Genomic DNA, 19018 nt, shown 5'->3' on the forward strand with positions numbered 1-19018 from the left:
TTGAGACAAGTTTCAAGAAAAAAGCGAACATATTTTCGTTTTTAAGGCAAAATAAAAATTTGAGCCATTACGGAAAGCCCAAATTTTTATTTTCACTAGTTTATTTTTTCATAACCCTTTTCCACCAATAAGCGCATTAAATAACTACATGCTAATTTAACAGCTCTGATGCGGTTCGTATTGCGCATTCCAGATAATTGCAGCTTACGTGTAATGGGTTCATACCCTTTTATGCTAAAACCAATCCAAATCGTTCCTGCTGGTTGCCCGTCATGAGGTTCTGGACCCGCTGCACCGGTTAAACCAACACCAATATCCGTCCCAAACTTTTCACGAACTTTTAATGCCATTGCAGCCGCGCATTCACTACTGACAATTCCATATTGATCAAGTAAAGACTTTTCAATACCTAATTGTTGAATCTTCGCATTTTCGGTATACGTGACAACCCCACCAACTAAAGTACCACTAACCCCTGAAATTTCGGCAAGTTCTGATTGGAAAAGACCTGCCGTTAAGCTTTCCGCAGCAGAAATGGTTAATTTATGATGGAGTAACATTTCAACAATTTTGGATGCTAATGAATCATCGTTATTGCCATAATGAAATTCACCAACAACCGATTGGATTTCCTGTTCTTTTGCATGAATCAGTGCTCGAGCTTCTTGTTCCGTAGTGGCTTTCGCTGTAATTCTTAAAGTTACTTCACCATCAGATGCTAAAGGTGCGACAGTTGGATTGGATTGTTGATCTAGTATATCTTGAATTTTATGTTCGAGTTCTGCCTCTCCAATACCATAAAAGCGTAATACGTGAGAGAGAATGACACCACCTTGATTAAGGCGAGTTGCAAGCTTTGGTTTTGCTTCGAACTGAAACATTGGTTCAAGTTCTTTTGGAGGACCAGGTAAAAGTATGTATGTACGATTATTTTTCTCAAGAAGCATACCTGGAGCCATTCCATGATGGTTTGCTAGGACATCACTGCCAGCCAAAATAAGTGCTTGCTTTCGGTTATTCTCGGTCATTGGTCGATTATATTTTGCAAAAAAATCTTCTATAAATTGCATGGCTGTCGAATCCATTGTCAAAGAAATCCCTAAATGCTTAGCAATTGTTTCTTTTGTTAAATCGTCCTTCGTAGGGCCAAGTCCCCCCGAGAAAATGATTAAATCTGCTCGTGATTCAGCAATTTCAATAACCTTTTTTAACCGATCTGCATTATCACCAACAACGGAATGATAAAAAACATTAATTCCTAACTCAGATAATTGGTTGGAAATAAATTTCGCATTAGTATTAGTAATTTGTCCAAGTAATAATTCCGAGCCAACCGCAATAATCTCTGCATTCATAAAGATCCCCCACTTATTTTGAGTTGACAAACACACGGCGGTTTAAGTAGAAATACTCCCAACCAGACCAAATCGTAAAGATTAATGCAACATAAAGTGCAATCATATCAAAAGGAATGCCTATTAAAGTAAAGATCGTATTGTGTAACAGTAACGCAGCAATTGCTACTATTTGAGCCCATGTTTTAATTTTACCTAATTGACTAGCAGCAACAACTTCCCCTTCGCCGGCTAAAATCGCACGAAGACCTGTAACTGCAAATTCTCGGCTTAAAATGATAATAATGATCCATGATGGAGCCAAACCTAGTTCAACTAAGATAATAAAAGCTGCACTAACTAATAGCTTGTCTGCAAGTGGATCGAGAAATTTCCCTAATGTCGTTACTAGATTATATTTTCGTGCATAGTAGCCATCTACCCAATCCGTCGTTGAGGCAATGATAAAAATCAACGCCCCAACAAAGTGCTGGACTGGCATATCGGCACCAAATAACTCCATAGTTCCCCAACCAAAGTCAAATAGTATTACAATCACAAATAATGGTATTAAGCATATTCTTGAGACTGTAATCTTATTCGGTATATTCATTGTTTAAACACCTTTCATTTGAAAGAAAATAGCCATCTTTTTAGATGACTATTGTTCTTGTTGTAATGTAATAATAATATTTTGTGTTGTAATTGTTTGTGCATATTGAATTTGTTCGCCATTGACAAACACTTTTGCATTATTAGAATTTCCAAGTCGTATACGCGCATAACCATTTGCTGTTGAATCATGTTCTACAACTTCTCCTGCGTTGTATACTCGATCTTGTACTTGTTCATCACCAGTAGCATTACGAACCCCAACCCATGTTTGTCCAGTCACTTCTACACGAATGGAAAGCTGTTCGGCTCCAGAAAGTTCGTACGTTGTTGTTTCCCCTTGTACTTGACCAGCTGAAAGGGTTTGCGTCACTTCTGGTTCCTCATCTTCCACAACGTCTTCTTCTGGCGTTTCTTCCGCTGCATCCTCATTAGCTGCATCTGTATCTTCTGGTTTTGTTTCGTCATTTTCTACAGGTTTCACTGGTGTTTGTTCATATTCAACTTGTGAGACATCATCTTCCACTTGATCTGGTTCATCGGAGACCTTCTGTTGAAATAAAAACCAAATTGCTGCAATAATTACAACAATAAACAAAGCAACAATAATTTTTGGCATTGTTTCCAAAAGACGATTTGTAGACCTTGTATTTAGTTTTCTACGTGTTGGGCTTTGAGAAATGGATTGAGCCACTTCTTCTGTCGGTTGATTTGGTAATTCCTTCTTAAATTCCTCTAAAATTTCATCAGCATCAAGCCCAACAGCCTCTGCGTATTGTTTAATAAATGCCCGCACATAAAATGATCCAGGCATAATGGAGTAATTCCCTTCTTCAATCCCTACAAGATAACGTTTTTGTATTTTCGTTATTTCTTGTAAGTCATCCAGGCTATATCCTTTTGTTAACCTCGCTTCTTTAAGGCGAGTACCGAGTTCTGTCAACAATAACACCTACTTTTTTTCTAAATAATTCATAAGAAAAGCCAAAGGAGCTAGCCCCTGTAGCTCGACACTGTTCAAAGAAAACATGAAATTTGCCCTTTAGCAAAAATCGCTGTCATTCCTCACGCGGATATGATGAGCATTTCATACTATCCGCTAAAAATTGAAATCTCCAAAACCACCGAAATGGTCATTTTGTGTCATCTCATTTTTTTCAATGATATCGTAAGTTATTACTTCATCTGGATGATGCCGAAGCTCAATAATGTAATCGAAATCTTCTATTTTATATTGTCCTTGTTGTACAAATAAATCCGGATGTTCGATCACTTTTGTTGCAGGCATTCCCATTATTTCTCGAACTAGCTGTTGATGACGTTCGTCTGTTGTTCTTCGAGTTACTGCACCATCCAATATAAATAAGTTATTATGATTAAATTCATCACCTATTAACTGATTTCGTACTGTTTGCTTGATCATCGTAGAAGAAAGGAAAATCCATTTCTTATTTGCACAAACACTCGCTGCTACAACTGATTCTGTCTTTCCAACACGAGGCATTCCACGAATTCCAATTAATTTATGACCTTCTTTTTTAAATAATTCTGCCATGAAATCAACTAAAATACCGAGTTCATCACGTAAAAAACGGAATGTATTTTTTTCATCGGCTTCTCGTTCAATATAATGACCATGTCTTACTGCAAGTCGATCACGTACTTTTGGTTCTCGAAATTTTGTTACGTGGATATTTTCCATTGTAGAAACAATATTCATGAATCGTTCAATTGATTCGCTCTTTTCTGCTTTTAATAGCATGCCCCTACGACTTTCATCTACCCCATTAATTGATACAATATTTACGCGTAACATTCCAAGCAATGAGGCAATATCACCTAATAAACCTGGACGATTTACCTGAATTTCATATTCAAAATACCATTCACCCATGAAACCGTCCCCCCAATAACGAAACGATTATTTTCTATTATAAGTTTCATCATAGCGGATTTTATATGTATTGAAAAGTTAGAAACATGCGATTTTCTTCCATTTTATAAAATTTTATTATATTTCCTTGAAAATCGGTAAAAAAAAGAGAAAAAGGAAAAGGAACGTGTCGAATTTTGGAGAACATCCACAAAATTTAGATAATCGAAGAAAAAGGAGGACAAGCCTCCTCATTAGAGTGTTTGATGAATGATCGAAAATGAGATGTGTTCTATGATATATTTTCTTCAATCAGCCCATGCTAAATGAAGATGCGGCTACAGGTTATCGTACAAGCGTCCTTAGACATTTTCGTTAACGAAATATCTGCAGACGCTATACGAGCCTTTATGCGTATAAAACTGCACTATAAACTATCTACTTATTGTACTCGGTTGTTTTGTACAAGCTTAATAATACAATTCGCAAGTGCATGTTTTTCTTCGCTGTCTGCTACACCCCAAAGGTCAGATAATACACGTTCTTGCTCATTTTTTGGGTCCACATTTTTCGCTAAGTAGTCACCGATTTGAACAGCTGTTTTTTCAATCACTTTTTTGCTCATTCCGTGTTCCTTAGCTTCTTGCACTTGTTGACCTAAGAATGATGTCCATTTTTCCCAGTTTTCTAATAACATATTTAATCTCCTCCTTTACATTTATTATGTACAGGTTTCGAGATTATATGTACCATCCACCATTAATTCGAATAATTTGTCCCGTAATATAATTGGCTTGGCCGCTAAAGTAGAAAGAGACTAAATTGGCTACATCTTCTATTTTCCCTGGTCTCCCTAATGGAATATCTTCATATAACTGTTGTTGTTCTTCATCCGTTAAATGTTGATTCATATTGGTATCTATAAAACCCGGTGCAATGGCATTAACTAATATATGATTATATGCGACTTCTTTTGCATAGGATTTAACGAAAGCATGCTGGGCACCTTTTACCGCACTATAGACCGTTTCAAAGGCTGCACCTGTTTCGCCCCAAATTGAGCCTATGAATAGGACGTAACTTATGTCATTTGCTCGTAGCTTACTGGACAAAAGAGCTAATAATCGCATCGGGTTTTGAACATGTACTCTCCACAGTTTATCCATTTCTTCTACTGGGGTATCTTCAAGTAATCCATAGAATGCATGACCACCTGCAAAAACAATCGCTTGTATCGAGTAAATTTGCTTACTTAACAAATCAGCTCCTTCACTAGAGGAAAAATCAGCCCGAACAGACAAAAATTCTTGTAATGAATACTTTTCTGTAAGCTCTTCTATCAGATTTTCGACCTTCGTTTGGTTGTGATGAAAATGCAAATAGAGCGACCAACCATCATTAGCCAGTCGCTTAGCTATCGCACTACCAATCGCACCGGAAGCTCCAACTACTAGTGCATATTTTTTCATTTATTGTGCTTTCTCACTTGTCGGCAAAATTTTAAATACCGTTTGTTGCGATTCACCTTGAATTGTCGTAAAGGCTTTACGTATATCATCCACTGTTAGCTTCTCAATAACCGGAACTGCATCAAATAAATTCATGTCATTGAATTTATAACGTGTAAACTGATTTGCAATAAACTCCATTGAATTTAACGCTCGTAAGAAGAAACCAATTTTTTTACGTTTAATCCGTTCAACAGCTTTCTCCGTGATAAGTGAATCGGCGTTATTAATCTCTTCTTTAATACGGTCTGCAAGCCCACCTGGATTTGATGAATCTGCCCCAATTAAAGCAAAGCCATACCCTTTTTCTAACGAGAAATCATAAGCAAAAGATTCATCGATTAAGCCGTTTTCATAAACTTCTGTATAAAACTGAGAGGCACGGCCAAATAAGCATTCTAAACCAATTTGTACGGAAAGTTCATGCTTCAACATCTCTTCTCCACTTAAATCCGTTTCTTTTGCTTTTAAACCAACATATACTTTTGGTTTTTGAACATCCATTTTTAATTCACGTTCTTTAACAGCAACCTCAGTTGGTTCCTCTTCAAAAATACGATCAATTGGTGCTGGATCAGCAAACTGTTTTTTATTTTGATTTTCTTCAATAAAGGCCATCATTTCGGTTGGATCAATAGCCCCGACAACAAATAATAGCATATTCGACGGATGATAAAATGTGTTATAGCACGTATATAAATGATCTGCAGTAATTTTGTCAATCGATTCAATTGTACCAGCAATATCGATTTTGACTGGATGCTTATGATACATATTTTCAATCGCACCAAAGTATAAACGCCAATCGGGTTGGTCGTCATACATTGTAATTTCTTGCCCAATAATACCTTTTTCTTTGTTTACGGTTTCTTCTGTAAAATACGGCTCTTGTACAAAATTTAATAGCGTTTCAGTACTTTTATAAATATGATCCGTTGCAGAAAACAAATAGGCTGTTCTCGTAAAGGATGTAAATGCATTGGCAGAAGCTCCAGATTGACTAAATTGTTGGAATACGTCCCCATCTTCTTTTTCGAACATTTTGTGCTCTAAGAAATGAGCAATGCCATCTGGAACCGTAATTTCTTCATTTCCCTCTATAGGAACAAACGTACGATCAATCGACCCATATTTTGTAGTAAAGGTAACAAATGTTTTTGAAAACCCTTTTTTTGGTAAAATGTAGACATCTAACCCATTTGATAATTGTTTATAAAATAACGTTTCGTCTAGCTGTTTAAATTCAATTGTTTGCATGTCGATTACGCCTCCTTCCCACATAAGAAATAAATCGCTTCCAATTCAACCTGTGAAGCCATTTTTTGCACATCTTCTTTTGTTACATTTTCCCAACGTTCCTTCCAAAGATCGATGGAGAATTGTTCCTCTAAATCTTTGTATTGATCGTAAATATCAATTTGTCCACGAGCTAAATCCAACGCTTCTTTCAGCTGGTTAATTAACATCGCTTTTGTTTGGGAAAGTTCAAGGTCCGTAATCTCACCTTTTTTCATTGCTTCTAGTTGTTCAAAAATAACATCTGTTGCTTTTTTCTCTTTGGTTGGCTCAATCCCAGATACGACATACACTAAGCCATAATGTGATGAATATGAACTTGATGCATAGTATGCTAAACTTTCTTTTTCACGAACGTTCATAAATAGCTTGGAATGAGCATATCCACCAAAAATCCCATTAAAGATTTGCATTTTCGGGAAATCTTCATCTCCAAACATGACAGGCGTACTTAAACCGATATGAAGTTTCCCTTGTTTCATATCTTGTTGTTCCTTTGTATATTCTTTCTCTGGTTTTACATCTGCGTTATTGACTTCAAGTGGTTTTGGTGTACGATCAGTAAATGGTAAATATTCAATTAACTTCTTCTGCACCGCTTCAACGTCAATGTCACCAACAACATAAATGTCTATTTTATCCTCATTGATCATGGAATGGTAGGTTTTCGTTAGGCTTTCCGGTGTAATTTGTTTTACTGTATCAATTGTTCCATTTGCTGAAATGGATGCCGGATGGTTTGGACGAATGATTTGTGTTAATCGCGTTTGTGCATAGCGAGTTTTGTCATCAAAAATCGATTGAATTCGTTGGATCACCATTTCTTTTTCACGCTCTACAATAGAGGGAACAAATTGTCCATTTTCAAAATTTGGTTCAAAAATGACTGTGTTTAATAATTCTAATACTTCGCTTGACACTTTGTTCTGTGCTAAATATTGGTCATTCACAGTTTCTACATTTAATAACACTGTATGTTCATTGCCACGTTTTGAGGCATCAAAGTATAACACAGTGCCAAATAAGTCATCTAGATAACTTCGAAATTGTGCAGATTTTTTATATTTACCATTACTATGTTGTAGCACATTTGATAATACGGCACGTTCGGCTGCGGTTTCTGTTGTTAATGGACTTCTCCACTTTATTGAAAAATTCACAGTCTTGAATTGTGTTGTTTGTCGCATATGAAGATTTACACCTTCAGCAAGCTTTGTCGTTAAAAACAAAAAAATTCCTCCTGACTTAAAACTTTAAACAGTGATAACACTACTATACATGTAGAATTGGTGATTATGCAAAAATAATCCAATTTTTTGTTTTAATCCACAGAAAATCAAGATTTGATATACATTTTGCCCTTCATAGACGGTTTAATTCATCCAAACCAAGAAAAAAGACGCCTTTCCATAAGAAAGACGCCTTCATTATATATTTATCTTTTTCCTTTAATATAAGGTACACCACTTGCTTTTGGTGCATTTGCTTTACCGATAAATCCTGCAAGCGCAAGAATCGTTAATACATATGGCAAGATGAATAAATAAACAGATGGAATATCTTTAATAAATGGAATCGAAGAACCGATTACACTTAGTGCTTGTGCAAAACCAAAGAACAGTGCTGCACCTAATGCACCAAGGGGATGCCATTTACCAAAAATCATTGCTGCAATCGCCATGAAGCCTTGTCCACTAATTGTCGTTGCACTATAGTTACCGGAAATTGCTTGAGCATAAATAGCCCCACCAATACCACCTAATGCACCCGAAATCATTACAGCAATATAACGCATTTTCGTTACATTTACACCCATTGTATCCGCTGCCATCGGGTGTTCCCCAACTGCACGAATTCTTAACCCAAATGGTGTTTTATATATAATAAACCAAGCAATAAACGCAATCACAATGGCTAATATAGACGTTGCATATACATCAACAAATAACATCTTCCCTATAATTGGGATATCACTTAAGATTGGAATATCAAATCGAGAAAAACGTTCAGTGATTGAATCTGTTTGTCCTTTATCATAAAGCATTTTCACCGTAAATACTGCAACCGCTAATCCTAACATATTTAGTGCGACACCTGAAACGGTTTGATCGGCACGTAAAGAAACCGCGGCAACAGCCAAAATAGACGATAAAAGAATCCCCAATACCATCCCCACAAGTAACCCTAACCAAGGAGTTAAATTTCCAAACTGATCAGCAAAAGTTAAGTTAAAAATAATACTACTCGCTGCACCAATAATCATGATTCCTTCTAGTCCAATGTTTACTACACCTGATCTCTCAGTAAATACACCACCAATAGCTGTCATAATTAATGGCGCTGCATAGAAAATAGCAGAAGGAATGATAAAGTATAACACTTCTAAAAAGCTCATGTTATTTTACCTCCTTTTTCTTTTTACTAAACCGTTCTAGCGCCACTCGTATGATATAGCCTGATGCTACAAAGAAGATCACTAATGCAATAACAATCGAAACAACTTCTACTGGAACACCCGCTTCACTTGGCATATTCAGTCCTCCATTTTTTAGAGAACCAAACAAAATTGCCCCTAATAGTACACCAAATGGTTGGTTGGCACCAAGTAAGGCAACCGCAATACCGTCAAACCCAATACCTGTAAATCCATGTAACTTCGACATATTTTCGAATGTACCAAGTGCTTCCATTGCACCACCTAAACCAGCAAATGCACCAGAAATAATCATGGATAGAACGATATTTTTCTTAACATTCATCCCAGCATATTGTGATGCATGTTGGTTGAATCCAACTGCCTTTAACTCATATCCACGCGTTGTTTTTTCCAAAATAAACCACATAAGGATTACTACGAGTAAAGCAATAAGGAAGCCCCAGTGCATACGAGAATAATCCGTAATGCTCTCAAAGAATTCTGATCGTAAGGACGCAGATTCATGAATTTTTGGCGTTCTCTCTGCGCCTCCAGAAATGACTTCAATTAAAGCGTTTGCAACATGTAAGGCAATATAGTTCATCATGATTGTTACGATTACCTCGTGCACTTGCAATCTTGCTTTTAATAAACCTGGTATAAATGCCCATAAAGCACCCGCAGCAGCAGCGGCAAGTAATGCTAATGGAATGTGTATAAACGTAGGCAACTCAAAGGCTTGTCCAACATAAGCTGCGGCTAGCCAACCCATTATTAACTGACCTTCGACACCTATATTAAATAAACCCGTACGGAATGCAAATGCTACGGCTAACCCCGCAAATACATAAGGAGTGATTTGGCGAACCGTTTCACCCATCGTATACGTATCCATAAAGATACCGTTCCATAATGCAATATAACCATCCATTGGGTTAAATCCACTAACTGCCATAACGATAGCACCAATAATTAAACCTAAAACAATCGAGATAAGTGGAACAAGAATATTAACAACACGTTTACTCATTCCTAGTCACCTACCTTTTCTGTTAACGACTGACCTGCCATCAATAACCCTAATTCTTGTTCATTCGTTTCTTTAGGTAAGACAGTATCAATAATTGAACCGTCGTAAATAACGGCAATTCGGTCAGAAACATTCATTACTTCATCTAGCTCAAAGGAAATTAACAATACTGCTTTTCCATTATCACGTTGTTCAATTAAACGTCTATGAATAAATTCTATCGCACCTACATCGAGTCCTCGTGTCGGTAAAGCTGCAATTAATAAATCCGGATTTCGACTTATTTCCCGACCAATAATCGCTTTTTGCTGGTTACCACCTGAAAGTGATCGAGCAATTGACATCTCACCTTCACCAGAACGAACATCGTATTCCTCAATAATTTTACGTGCAATTTCATTTACTTTTTTATAATCAATCACACCTGATTTAGAAATTGGTTTTTGATAATAAGTTTGCAATGCAATATTATGGCCCACAGGAAAATCTAGGACTAAACCATGTTTATGACGGTCTTGTGGAATATGTCCAATACCTGACTCCGTGATTTTTCTCGGTTTTAAGTTTGTAATATCCTTACCATTTAGCGTGATTTTACCATTTTTCACTTTTCTTAATCCTGTTATCGCTTCGATTAATTCTGATTGACCATTTCCATCAATCCCAGCAATACCAACAATTTCACCTGCGCGGACAGTTAAATTTAAGCCTTTAACTTTATCAATTCCACGATTATCTGCAACTTGAAGCGAGTCAATTTGCAGAACGACATCTTTCGGATTAGGTTCTTTCTTTTCCGTTTTAAATACTACTTGGCGACCTACCATTAACTCTGCAAGCCCCTTAGGATCTGTTTCTGCCGTTGTTACTGTTCCGATCCCTTTACCTTTACGAATGACAGTTACACGATCAGAAACTTCCATAATTTCTTTTAACTTATGGGTAATTAAAATAATTGATTTGCCTTCTTCAATTAGTCGTTTCATAATGTGCATCAGTTCTGTAATTTCTTGAGGTGTTAAGGATGCAGTCGGTTCATCAAAGATTAAAATATCTGCACCACGGTATAAAGTTTTTAAAATTTCAACACGTTGTTGCATCCCAACTGATATATCTTGAATTTTCGCATTTGGATCAACGTTTAAGCTATATTGTTGTGATAGCGCTTGCACTTTTTTCGATGCGTCTTTAATATTGATTGTTCCAAAAGATGTTGGCTCACTACCAAGTATAATGTTTTCCGTCACCGTAAAATTTTCAACTAACATAAAGTGTTGATGGACCATCCCGATACCAAGCTTATTCGCTACATTCGGATCTGTGATTTTTACTTCTTTACCTCGAACACGTATCGTTCCTGCTTCTGGTTGATATAAACCAAAAAGCACATTCATCAATGTTGATTTTCCTGCACCATTTTCACCAAGCAGTGCATGAATTTCGCCTTTTTTTAGTTGAAGGGTGATATTATCATTGGCTACAAAATCCCCAAATTGCTTGCGGATGTTGAGCATTTCAATTACGTATTCCAATGTGTTCACTCCCTTTTCGCACTTTTTAAATTAACTATTGTTAAGTCTTGTGTTAACACAAGAAGGGTTTTAATTTTATTCAGGTGATTTATGTACAATTGCAAAATTTAAAACCTTTCATCTATTAACCACAAATTAGAAAAATATGTTTATTTATAAACGCAACATCCACAATTACTAGTTATTACCAGCCCCTTAACATAACATGAAGACTAGCAATGCTAGCCTTCATGAATCTAAAAGGTTTATTTTTCAGGTTGTTCAGGAACTGTAACTGTTCCATCAATAATTTGTTGTTTGTATTCTTCAACTTTTGCTAATGTATCTTCAGCGATTGCACCACGAGAATCTGCTAAATCTACACCTTGGTCAGATAAACCATAAGTGATTAATTCTCCACCAGGGAAGTTACCTTCCATCGTTTGTTTTGCAACTTCTTGTGCAGCTACGTCAACACGTTTTAAAACAGATGTTAAAGTAATGTTTGTATTGTCATCCACTTTACCTTCATCATATTGGTCACGGTCTACACCGATTGCCCAAACATTTGCTTCAGGGTCTTTTTTCTTACGTTCAACAGCTTCTGCAAATAATCCTTTACCAACGCCACCAGCAGCATGGAAAATAATATCTACACCAGAATCATACATTCTTTTTGCAATCGTACGACCTAATGCTTCATCTGTAAAGCTACCAGCATACTGTACATCCACTTTAATATCAGGATTTACTGCTGCTACACCAGCCTCGAATCCAGCTTGGAATCCACCAATAATTGCACCTTCCATACCACCGATGAAACCAATTTTACCTGATTTCGATTCAAGAGCTGCTGCTACACCAGCTAAGTATGATGCTTCGTTTGCACGGAACATAATTGATGCAACATTGTCTTTACCTTGCACTACTTCATCAATAATAGCGATTTGTGCATCTGGTTGTTGATCAGCTACTTCTTCAACAGCACCATGTAAAGCAAATCCTACTGCAAATACTAAGTCGAAATCACGACGAATTAAACTATTTAAGTTTGTAACATAATCAGATTCAGCAGCAGATGTTAAGTAGTCGTAACCACCGTCACCTTTTTCTAATCCATTTTCTTCACCGAAAGCTTTAATACCTTCCCATGTTGATTGGTTAAATGATCTGTCATCTACACCACCAGTATCTGTTACCATTGCTACTGAGAAATTCTGTTCTGTTGTTTCTTTGCCAGTGTCTTTTCCAGTATCAGTTTCTTTTGTGTCCTCATTTCCACCACAAGCCGCAAGAATTGTTCCGGCAGCAAAAAGTGAAGCAAGAGCTAAACCAAATTTACGTTTTTTCATTCGTTTTACCCCCTTAAATTAATAATTAGCAGGAATTTCTTGAAGATGTTCTATACTCGTTTGCGAATTACATGGAAACTGAATTTATCAGCTCTAAAGTAGTTCTTTGAGTAGAGAACGACACAATCATTATCATCATAATGCAGTTGTTTTAATACAAGTAATGCTGTTTCTCGACCGCAATGCAAAATTGGTGATACTTGTTCATGATACCCCACTGGATCAATGTACGTAACAGCGTAGGCTACATGAATGTTCCCAGATTGTTCAAGCGATGAGAAAATGGATTCTTCTTTCTTTTGAACGAAGTCATCCGGCAAATATTTTGCCAATACCTTGTCCACACAGTAGACAACCGGCTCTCCATCTGCAGTTCTAACCCGTTCAATTGTTATTACATTGTCATTTTTGTCACAGCCAAAGCGTTCTAATTCATTTTCAGTGGGAGCGTTTTCTGTTGCCTCAAGGAATATTGTTCCTGGTGTCATCCCAGCATTTTCAATCATAGAAGAAATACTTGATAGGTGCTCAATACCTGATGTGAAAACAGGTTTAGGATTTACAAATGTTCCTACTCCATGACGGCGTACAATCACATTCTCTTCTTCCAATAATCTTAGCGCTTCACGTAAAGTAGCGCGACTAACTCCAAGCTCTTTCGATAATTCGAATTCGGAAGGAAGTTTTTCATTTTCCTTATAAATCCCTTGTTCGATATCCGATTTTAAGCGGTCTATAACTTGGAGATATAAATGACGATGATCGGCTTTTATAGACAATTTCATCACCACCACACTCAAGAGATCAGACATCTGATGTTGAACGTTCCTACTAATCGTTCATAATATACCACTTTTCTTTGGTTCTGCAAATAGATTTGCTATAAAAATAGATAGCAAGATTTTATCTAATTATGACAAATTACTGACAATAGTACGTTATCCATTTTCAACACTTGCTTTTGTGATGAGTACCTGTCTCGGCCTACTTCCATCTGGAGGACCTACTACCCCTCGCATTTCCATCTGATCTACAATACGGGCAGCTCTTGAATAGCCAATTCTAAATCGTCGCTGTAACATTGATACTGAAGCAGTTTGCATTTCTACAACTAGTTGTACTGCCTCGTCATATAAATCATCTGTTTCATCTTCAAAACTTTTTTCAGGTTCATCTACTGGGATCATAGCTTCATCGTATTGAGCTTTTTGCTGTTCAATTACAAAATCGACAACAGATTCAACCTCTTCATCTGAAAGAAATGACCCTTGAACGCGAATTGGTTTAGATGACCCAGCTGGTAAAAATAACATATCACCTCTTCCAAGCAGTCGTTCAGCACCACCCATATCCAATATTGTGCGCGAATCAATAGCAGATGATACGGCAAAAGCGATACGAGATGGAATATTGGCTTTAATGACACCTGTAATAACATCAACAGAAGGACGTTGTGTTGCGATAATGAGATGAATTCCAGCAGCACGTGCCATTTGTGCCAGACGTGTAATGGAATCTTCTACATCATGGGATGCAACCATCATTAGATCTGCTAACTCGTCAATAATAACTACAATATAAGGTAATTTTGGATGCTTTTCGTCATTGTCTCGATTAAATCGCTCAATATGATCGTTATACCCTGTTATATTTCGTGTACCGGTATGGGAAAACAAATCATATCTTCGTTCCATTTCTGACACAACTTTTTGTAATGCTTGTGAGGCTTTCCGCGCATCGGTAACAACTGGGGCTAATAAATGGGGAATCCCATTATACATATTTAGCTCCACCATTTTCGGGTCAATTAACATCATTTTTACTTCATGTGGTGCGGCTCTCATTAAAATGGATACGATAATACCGTTAATACAAACACTTTTCCCACTACCTGTCGAACCTGCTACGAGTAAATGGGGCATTTTGTTTAACTCTGCTAAAATGGCTTGTCCAGTAATGTCTCGACCAAAACCAATGAGTAGTTTAGCATCTGGTTTATTATTTTCTTTTGCTTCTAATACTTCTCGCAATGTTACCATCGCAATTTCACTATTGGGTACTTCAATGCCAATTGCAGACTTCCCTGGGATCGGGGCTTCCATGCGAATATCTTTCGCGGCTAATGCTAAAGCTAGATCATCTTGCAAGCTGACAATTTTACTTACCTTTACTCCAACATCTGGCATTACTTCATATTTTGTAACCGCTGGACCTAGATGAACCTGCGTGACACGAGCTTTCACGCCAAAACTGTAAAAAGTTTGTTCTAATTTTTTTGCATTGGCTTGTATGATGGAGTATTCCCCACTCTGGTCATAAGATAGAGGAAGAGATAACAAGTTCATTGAAGGCAATCGGTAATTTTCATTTTCTACATTTACCTGCACTGCCTGTTGAATCGTTTCTTCAATATCCCCTATTTCTTCAACCACTTCTTCTGTCTTCTTTTCTTTAGGTTTTTCATTATGAATATTTTGGGTGAAGGCTGAAATAATTGGTTCAGGTTCAGGATCATCGTCATCTTCAAAATAATCCATTTGGGCAGGTTGATTTATGGGAACTTCATCTGTCGTTGCCGCTATTTCATCTGAAATGCGTTTTTCTTTCCTTTTTCTTTGCCTTTTGGGTTTTTCATCTTTTACAACGGATTTCTTGCTTCTACTCCGTCTCCTTCTTTTTGGGAAACTTTTTTTAATATCTGGGGCTTTTTCAACAATAATGGGGACGAGTGCTTTTCCTGTTATTAGTATCATTCCTATAAAGAATAGAAACCATGCAGCGATTCTTGCCCCACCTGAATCAAATAAAATATGAAACATACTAAAAAAGAGTGCTCCAATCATTCCTCCACCTAATGCACTACTTCGATTTTCTATTCCCCCCATTTCAATTAGTAAACGCCATGTTTCTCTTAAAACAGAGTCTGTCACTAATTTATTCGTTTTAAATAATTCCTCAAATAATACACTGTGACTAAAAATTGAAATGCTAAACATAATTAACAATGAACCTTGAATGATTCGATCTTTAAAGGAGATGCCTTTTCTTTGTACCATTAATATAACTGCAGTTAATACAGAGAAAAATGGCACAATGATATAAAGATTTCCAAAAAGGAACATAGAAATTGTCTGGATTGTTCTACCTACTACCCCATATTCAAAAAATACAATGATTGCAAAAGCAATTAATAAAAGACCTATAATTTCATAGGCTAACGGATGTAGGCCAGATTTTGCTTTTGTACTTGTTTTTCTCACTGCCATTTTCTTCACCTACTTTTTTTGTGTTCATGTCGCCTTCGCTTTTCGGATAAAAAAAGGATTTCCTTCACCGTTTTTTTCGGCTAAGAAAACCCTTCTTGGTTGTTGACTATATTTCCTTCTTAAGAATGAACTTTTTTGTCCACAACGAGAATTTATACCGCATTAAATTTGCTTAATATTCCATAATAATTGGGATAATCATTGGGCGGCGCTTTGTTTTTTGGAATAAGTAAGCGTTTAATGTATCACGGATTTCTTGTTTAATGTTTGTCCATTCAAATGTATCTTTATTTACATATTTTTCAATAACACCACGTGCAAGTTCAGTAGCTTCTAAAATTAATTGCTCAGATTCACGTACATAAACAAATCCGCGAGATAAAATTTCCGGACCTGAGGCAATGCGTTTTTGAGCACGATTTAGCGTCACCACGACAATGAAAATACCATCTTGAGATAGCAATTTTCGATCTCTTAGTACGATATTTCCAACGTCCCCTACTCCGATTCCATCAATGAGTATGTTTCCAGCCTGAACTCGACCACTCATGCGCATTTTGCCATTTTTATATTCGACAATATCGCCTTTATCTGCAATAAAGATTTGAGATTTTTGCATCCCTACTGCTTGAGCTAGTTTGGAATGGGCGATTAACATGCGGTATTCACCTTGGATTGGGATAAAGTATTTCGGCTTCATTAAATTTAGCATTAACTTTAAATCTTCTTGACTACCATGTCCAGAAACGTGAACTTTTTTATCTGCTGTCAGTACTGTTGCACCTAGCTTAGCTAAGTTATTCATAGCAGATGCCATTTGTATTTCCATTCCTGGTGAAGGTGTAAATGTAATTAACACCGTATCCGTGTTTTTAATACGAATATCACGATGCTGTTTTCGTACAATTTTATCTAACGCTTCTAATGGTTCACCTTGGTTGCTTGTTACGATGATGATCAGCTCTTCATCGTTATATTTTTGAATTTCATTTACAGGAATTAAAGTTGACTCATCAATCGTTAAATAACCTAGCTTAACGCCGATATCCACTACTTTTTCTAAACTTTTCCCTACGACTGCCACTTTACGGTGTGATTCTTGGGCTTGATTGAACACTTGTTGAATTCGAATAAAGTTTGATGCATAGACTGCAACAATAATACGGGAAGGTGCTGAATAGAAGTATTTCGCTAACTTTTCTTCAATCACTGTTTCGCTTGTTGTATATCCCGGGCGCTCAGCTTCAGTGGATTCAGATAGTAAAATGAATACTCCCTCTTCACCGATTTGTGCCATTTTTGCTAAATCTGGCTTAAACTTCCCTTTTACAGATTGATCAAACTTAAATTCTCCCGTATGTACAATCGCACCTTCGGAAGTATGGAAAACAATTCCTAATGAATCAGGAATGCTATGTGTCGTATGGAAAAAAGTCACATATGTAGAGTTAAAATTCATACGACTCTTATTTGTTACTTCAAAAAACTTAACCGGATGCGGCACTGGTAGATCTTTAATATGCTCTTTTGCTAGTGCAATCGTTAATTTTGATCCATATACTGGCGCTTTTATTTTTTGTAAAACGTAAGCGATGGAACCAATTGCATCTTCGTGTCCATGTGTTAAGAAAATACCTTTCACACGTTCTTTATTTTCCTCTAAGTAAGTAATGTCAGGGATGACTATATCAATTCCCAGCATTTCGTCTTCTGGAAACATTAAACCGCTATCAACTATGAATAGTTCGTCATCAATTTCGACTACATACATAGATTTCCCGATTTCTCCCACTCCGCCAAGTGGAATCACTCGGATTACTTCATTTTTTGTTTTCGTCACTTGATTTCCTCCTAAAATATCCCGAACGCACAACCACTTATACCCATTATACGGTGTAGAAGAATGAAGCACAAATAAAAAAGCGTAAATTTTCTAATTAGGGACGACTATTACTCAAACCGTTTTAAAAATTCCGAATCATCCGTGTAGCCGGCACTCAAAAAAAGGCAGAACAAAGCGCTAGTGCATCTTCTTAAAAGCTATTAAAGGTTCCATATCAAAATCTGTACTTAAACATCGCATTCCACTTCAGGGAGACGCTTTCCGCGGGCACGGCCTCAATCAACTTTGTCAGCTATCACCGCCAAAAATGGATTTTCAACTCGTGCCCCTGTGGATGAAGCTTTCGTCGCAAAAAGAATTTTGCTGTTCCCGTCGGAGTCGCCACCTTCCGTTTTATGTGCTTACAGTTTGATTATTTTAGTCCAAAACTTGTTTCAATCAGGATACCTACTAAATAATGGTGATTTTTTAAAGATAAAGTAGTATAACCCAACTTTAGATAGCGCGACCTACCACTGTAAGCCGCGTACTATATCCGAAAAATTAGTAAGTATTATTAACTGTGAGCGGTCCTTTCACAAAGCACAATGAAAAGTCGTAAAGACACGTACAACGTGACTTTGCGGCTTGTGGGCTAAGCCCGCTCACTAAGCAATTCTTTTTAAAACTCCTCTTACTAAATTTTCAAGTTTTATCCACAGGGAGAAATTTTATAATTTAAGAACGAAAAAAGCAAACGCCTAAACGTTTGCTTCAGATTGTCGACAAAAGGTCTTCAGAATGAGAACATTCTGAAGACCTTTTGTAATTTTTATGGATTTTTAGGGATTATATCGATTTATTTTAGGCAAGAACATTCTTTGAGTAGTCCCATTTATGCCATTTCTGGAGCTTGCCAAGTCCAATTGGCAAGCTTCTTTAAATTCATGGCAGCAAAAGTAAGCATCGCCTGCATGGACAATTTTTTAATCCCACGT

At 36.9% G+C, this 19018-nt stretch carries 15 protein-coding genes; all 15 read right to left on the minus strand.

The genetic code is table 11. The features are described 5' to 3' along the window. Positions 1-95: 95 nt before the first annotated feature. A complete protein-coding gene (locus EK386_RS05525) occupies positions 96-1355 on the minus strand; it encodes a competence/damage-inducible protein A (RefSeq protein WP_126658036.1) in 1260 nt (419 codons plus the stop codon). A gap of 13 nt (positions 1356-1368) precedes the next feature. Next, positions 1369-1947: a CDP-diacylglycerol--glycerol-3-phosphate 3-phosphatidyltransferase gene (pgsA, locus tag EK386_RS05530; protein ID WP_126658037.1), complete on the minus strand. Its 579-nt coding sequence runs from the start codon at positions 1945-1947 to the stop codon at positions 1369-1371. A gap of 48 nt (positions 1948-1995) precedes the next feature. Then, entirely contained in the window at positions 1996-2889 is an 894-nt protein-coding gene (locus EK386_RS05535; protein ID WP_126658038.1) for a helix-turn-helix domain-containing protein, read from the minus strand. Between the two features lie 156 nt (positions 2890-3045). After that, positions 3046-3840 carry a DUF3388 domain-containing protein gene (locus EK386_RS05540; protein ID WP_126658039.1) on the minus strand — a complete coding sequence of 265 codons (795 nt, stop codon included), beginning with the start codon at positions 3838-3840 and terminating at the stop codon, positions 3046-3048. Between the two features lie 421 nt (positions 3841-4261). Further along, on the minus strand, positions 4262-4516 hold the full coding sequence (locus EK386_RS05545; protein WP_126658040.1) for a DUF3243 domain-containing protein: 255 nt from the start codon (positions 4514-4516) through the stop codon (positions 4262-4264). A gap of 43 nt (positions 4517-4559) precedes the next feature. Then, positions 4560-5288 carry an elongation factor P 5-aminopentanone reductase gene (gene ymfI / locus EK386_RS05550; protein ID WP_126658041.1) on the minus strand — a complete coding sequence of 243 codons (729 nt, stop codon included), beginning with the start codon at positions 5286-5288 and terminating at the stop codon, positions 4560-4562. Further along, on the minus strand, positions 5289-6584 hold the full coding sequence (gene yfmH / locus EK386_RS05555) for an EF-P 5-aminopentanol modification-associated protein YfmH (protein WP_126658042.1): 1296 nt from the start codon (positions 6582-6584) through the stop codon (positions 5289-5291). 5 nt (positions 6585-6589) lie between these two features. Further along, complete coding sequence (yfmF, locus tag EK386_RS05560) at positions 6590-7852, minus strand: EF-P 5-aminopentanol modification-associated protein YfmF (RefSeq protein ID WP_126658043.1); 1263 nt, start codon at positions 7850-7852, stop codon at positions 6590-6592. Between the two features lie 206 nt (positions 7853-8058). Next, a complete protein-coding gene (locus EK386_RS05565; protein WP_126658044.1) occupies positions 8059-9018 on the minus strand; it encodes an ABC transporter permease in 960 nt (319 codons plus the stop codon). 1 nt (position 9019) lies between these two features. Then, on the minus strand, positions 9020-10069 hold the full coding sequence (locus EK386_RS05570; RefSeq protein ID WP_126658045.1) for an ABC transporter permease: 1050 nt from the start codon (positions 10067-10069) through the stop codon (positions 9020-9022). A gap of 2 nt (positions 10070-10071) precedes the next feature. Then, positions 10072-11601 carry an ABC transporter ATP-binding protein gene (locus EK386_RS05575; RefSeq protein WP_126658046.1) on the minus strand — a complete coding sequence of 510 codons (1530 nt, stop codon included), beginning with the start codon at positions 11599-11601 and terminating at the stop codon, positions 10072-10074. A gap of 245 nt (positions 11602-11846) precedes the next feature. Further along, positions 11847-12932 carry a BMP family lipoprotein gene (locus EK386_RS05580; protein WP_126658047.1) on the minus strand — a complete coding sequence of 362 codons (1086 nt, stop codon included), beginning with the start codon at positions 12930-12932 and terminating at the stop codon, positions 11847-11849. A gap of 50 nt (positions 12933-12982) precedes the next feature. Beyond that, entirely contained in the window at positions 12983-13711 is a 729-nt protein-coding gene (locus tag EK386_RS05585; protein ID WP_126658048.1) for a GntR family transcriptional regulator, read from the minus strand. Between the two features lie 159 nt (positions 13712-13870). Then, positions 13871-16198, minus strand: a complete 2328-nt coding sequence (locus tag EK386_RS05590) for an FtsK/SpoIIIE family DNA translocase (RefSeq protein ID WP_126658049.1) — start codon at positions 16196-16198, stop codon at positions 13871-13873. Positions 16199-16370: 172 nt separating this feature from the next. After that, positions 16371-18038, minus strand: a complete 1668-nt coding sequence (locus EK386_RS05595) for a ribonuclease J (RefSeq protein ID WP_126658050.1) — start codon at positions 18036-18038, stop codon at positions 16371-16373. Between the last annotated feature and the right edge of the window lie 980 nt (positions 18039-19018).

This window comes from Lysinibacillus antri, assembly GCF_003977595.1.
Taxonomy (GTDB): domain Bacteria; phylum Bacillota; class Bacilli; order Bacillales_A; family Planococcaceae; genus Ureibacillus; species Ureibacillus antri.

Coding starts and splice junctions, on each gene's coding strand:
- ymfI (WP_126658041.1), bottom strand. CDS start 5,288: ATGAAAAAATATGCACTAGTAGTTGGAGCTTCCGGTGCGATTGGTAGT.
- EK386_RS05525 (WP_126658036.1), bottom strand. CDS start 1,355: ATGAATGCAGAGATTATTGCGGTTGGCTCGGAATTATTACTTGGACAA.
- EK386_RS05580 (WP_126658047.1), bottom strand. CDS start 12,932: ATGAAAAAACGTAAATTTGGTTTAGCTCTTGCTTCACTTTTTGCTGCC.
- pgsA (WP_126658037.1), bottom strand. CDS start 1,947: ATGAATATACCGAATAAGATTACAGTCTCAAGAATATGCTTAATACCA.
- EK386_RS05570 (WP_126658045.1), bottom strand. CDS start 10,069: ATGAGTAAACGTGTTGTTAATATTCTTGTTCCACTTATCTCGATTGTT.
- EK386_RS05540 (WP_126658039.1), bottom strand. CDS start 3,840: ATGGGTGAATGGTATTTTGAATATGAAATTCAGGTAAATCGTCCAGGT.
- EK386_RS05565 (WP_126658044.1), bottom strand. CDS start 9,018: ATGAGCTTTTTAGAAGTGTTATACTTTATCATTCCTTCTGCTATTTTC.
- EK386_RS05545 (WP_126658040.1), bottom strand. CDS start 4,516: ATGTTATTAGAAAACTGGGAAAAATGGACATCATTCTTAGGTCAACAA.
- yfmH (WP_126658042.1), bottom strand. CDS start 6,584: ATGCAAACAATTGAATTTAAACAGCTAGACGAAACGTTATTTTATAAA.
- EK386_RS05590 (WP_126658049.1), bottom strand. CDS start 16,198: ATGGCAGTGAGAAAAACAAGTACAAAAGCAAAATCTGGCCTACATCCG.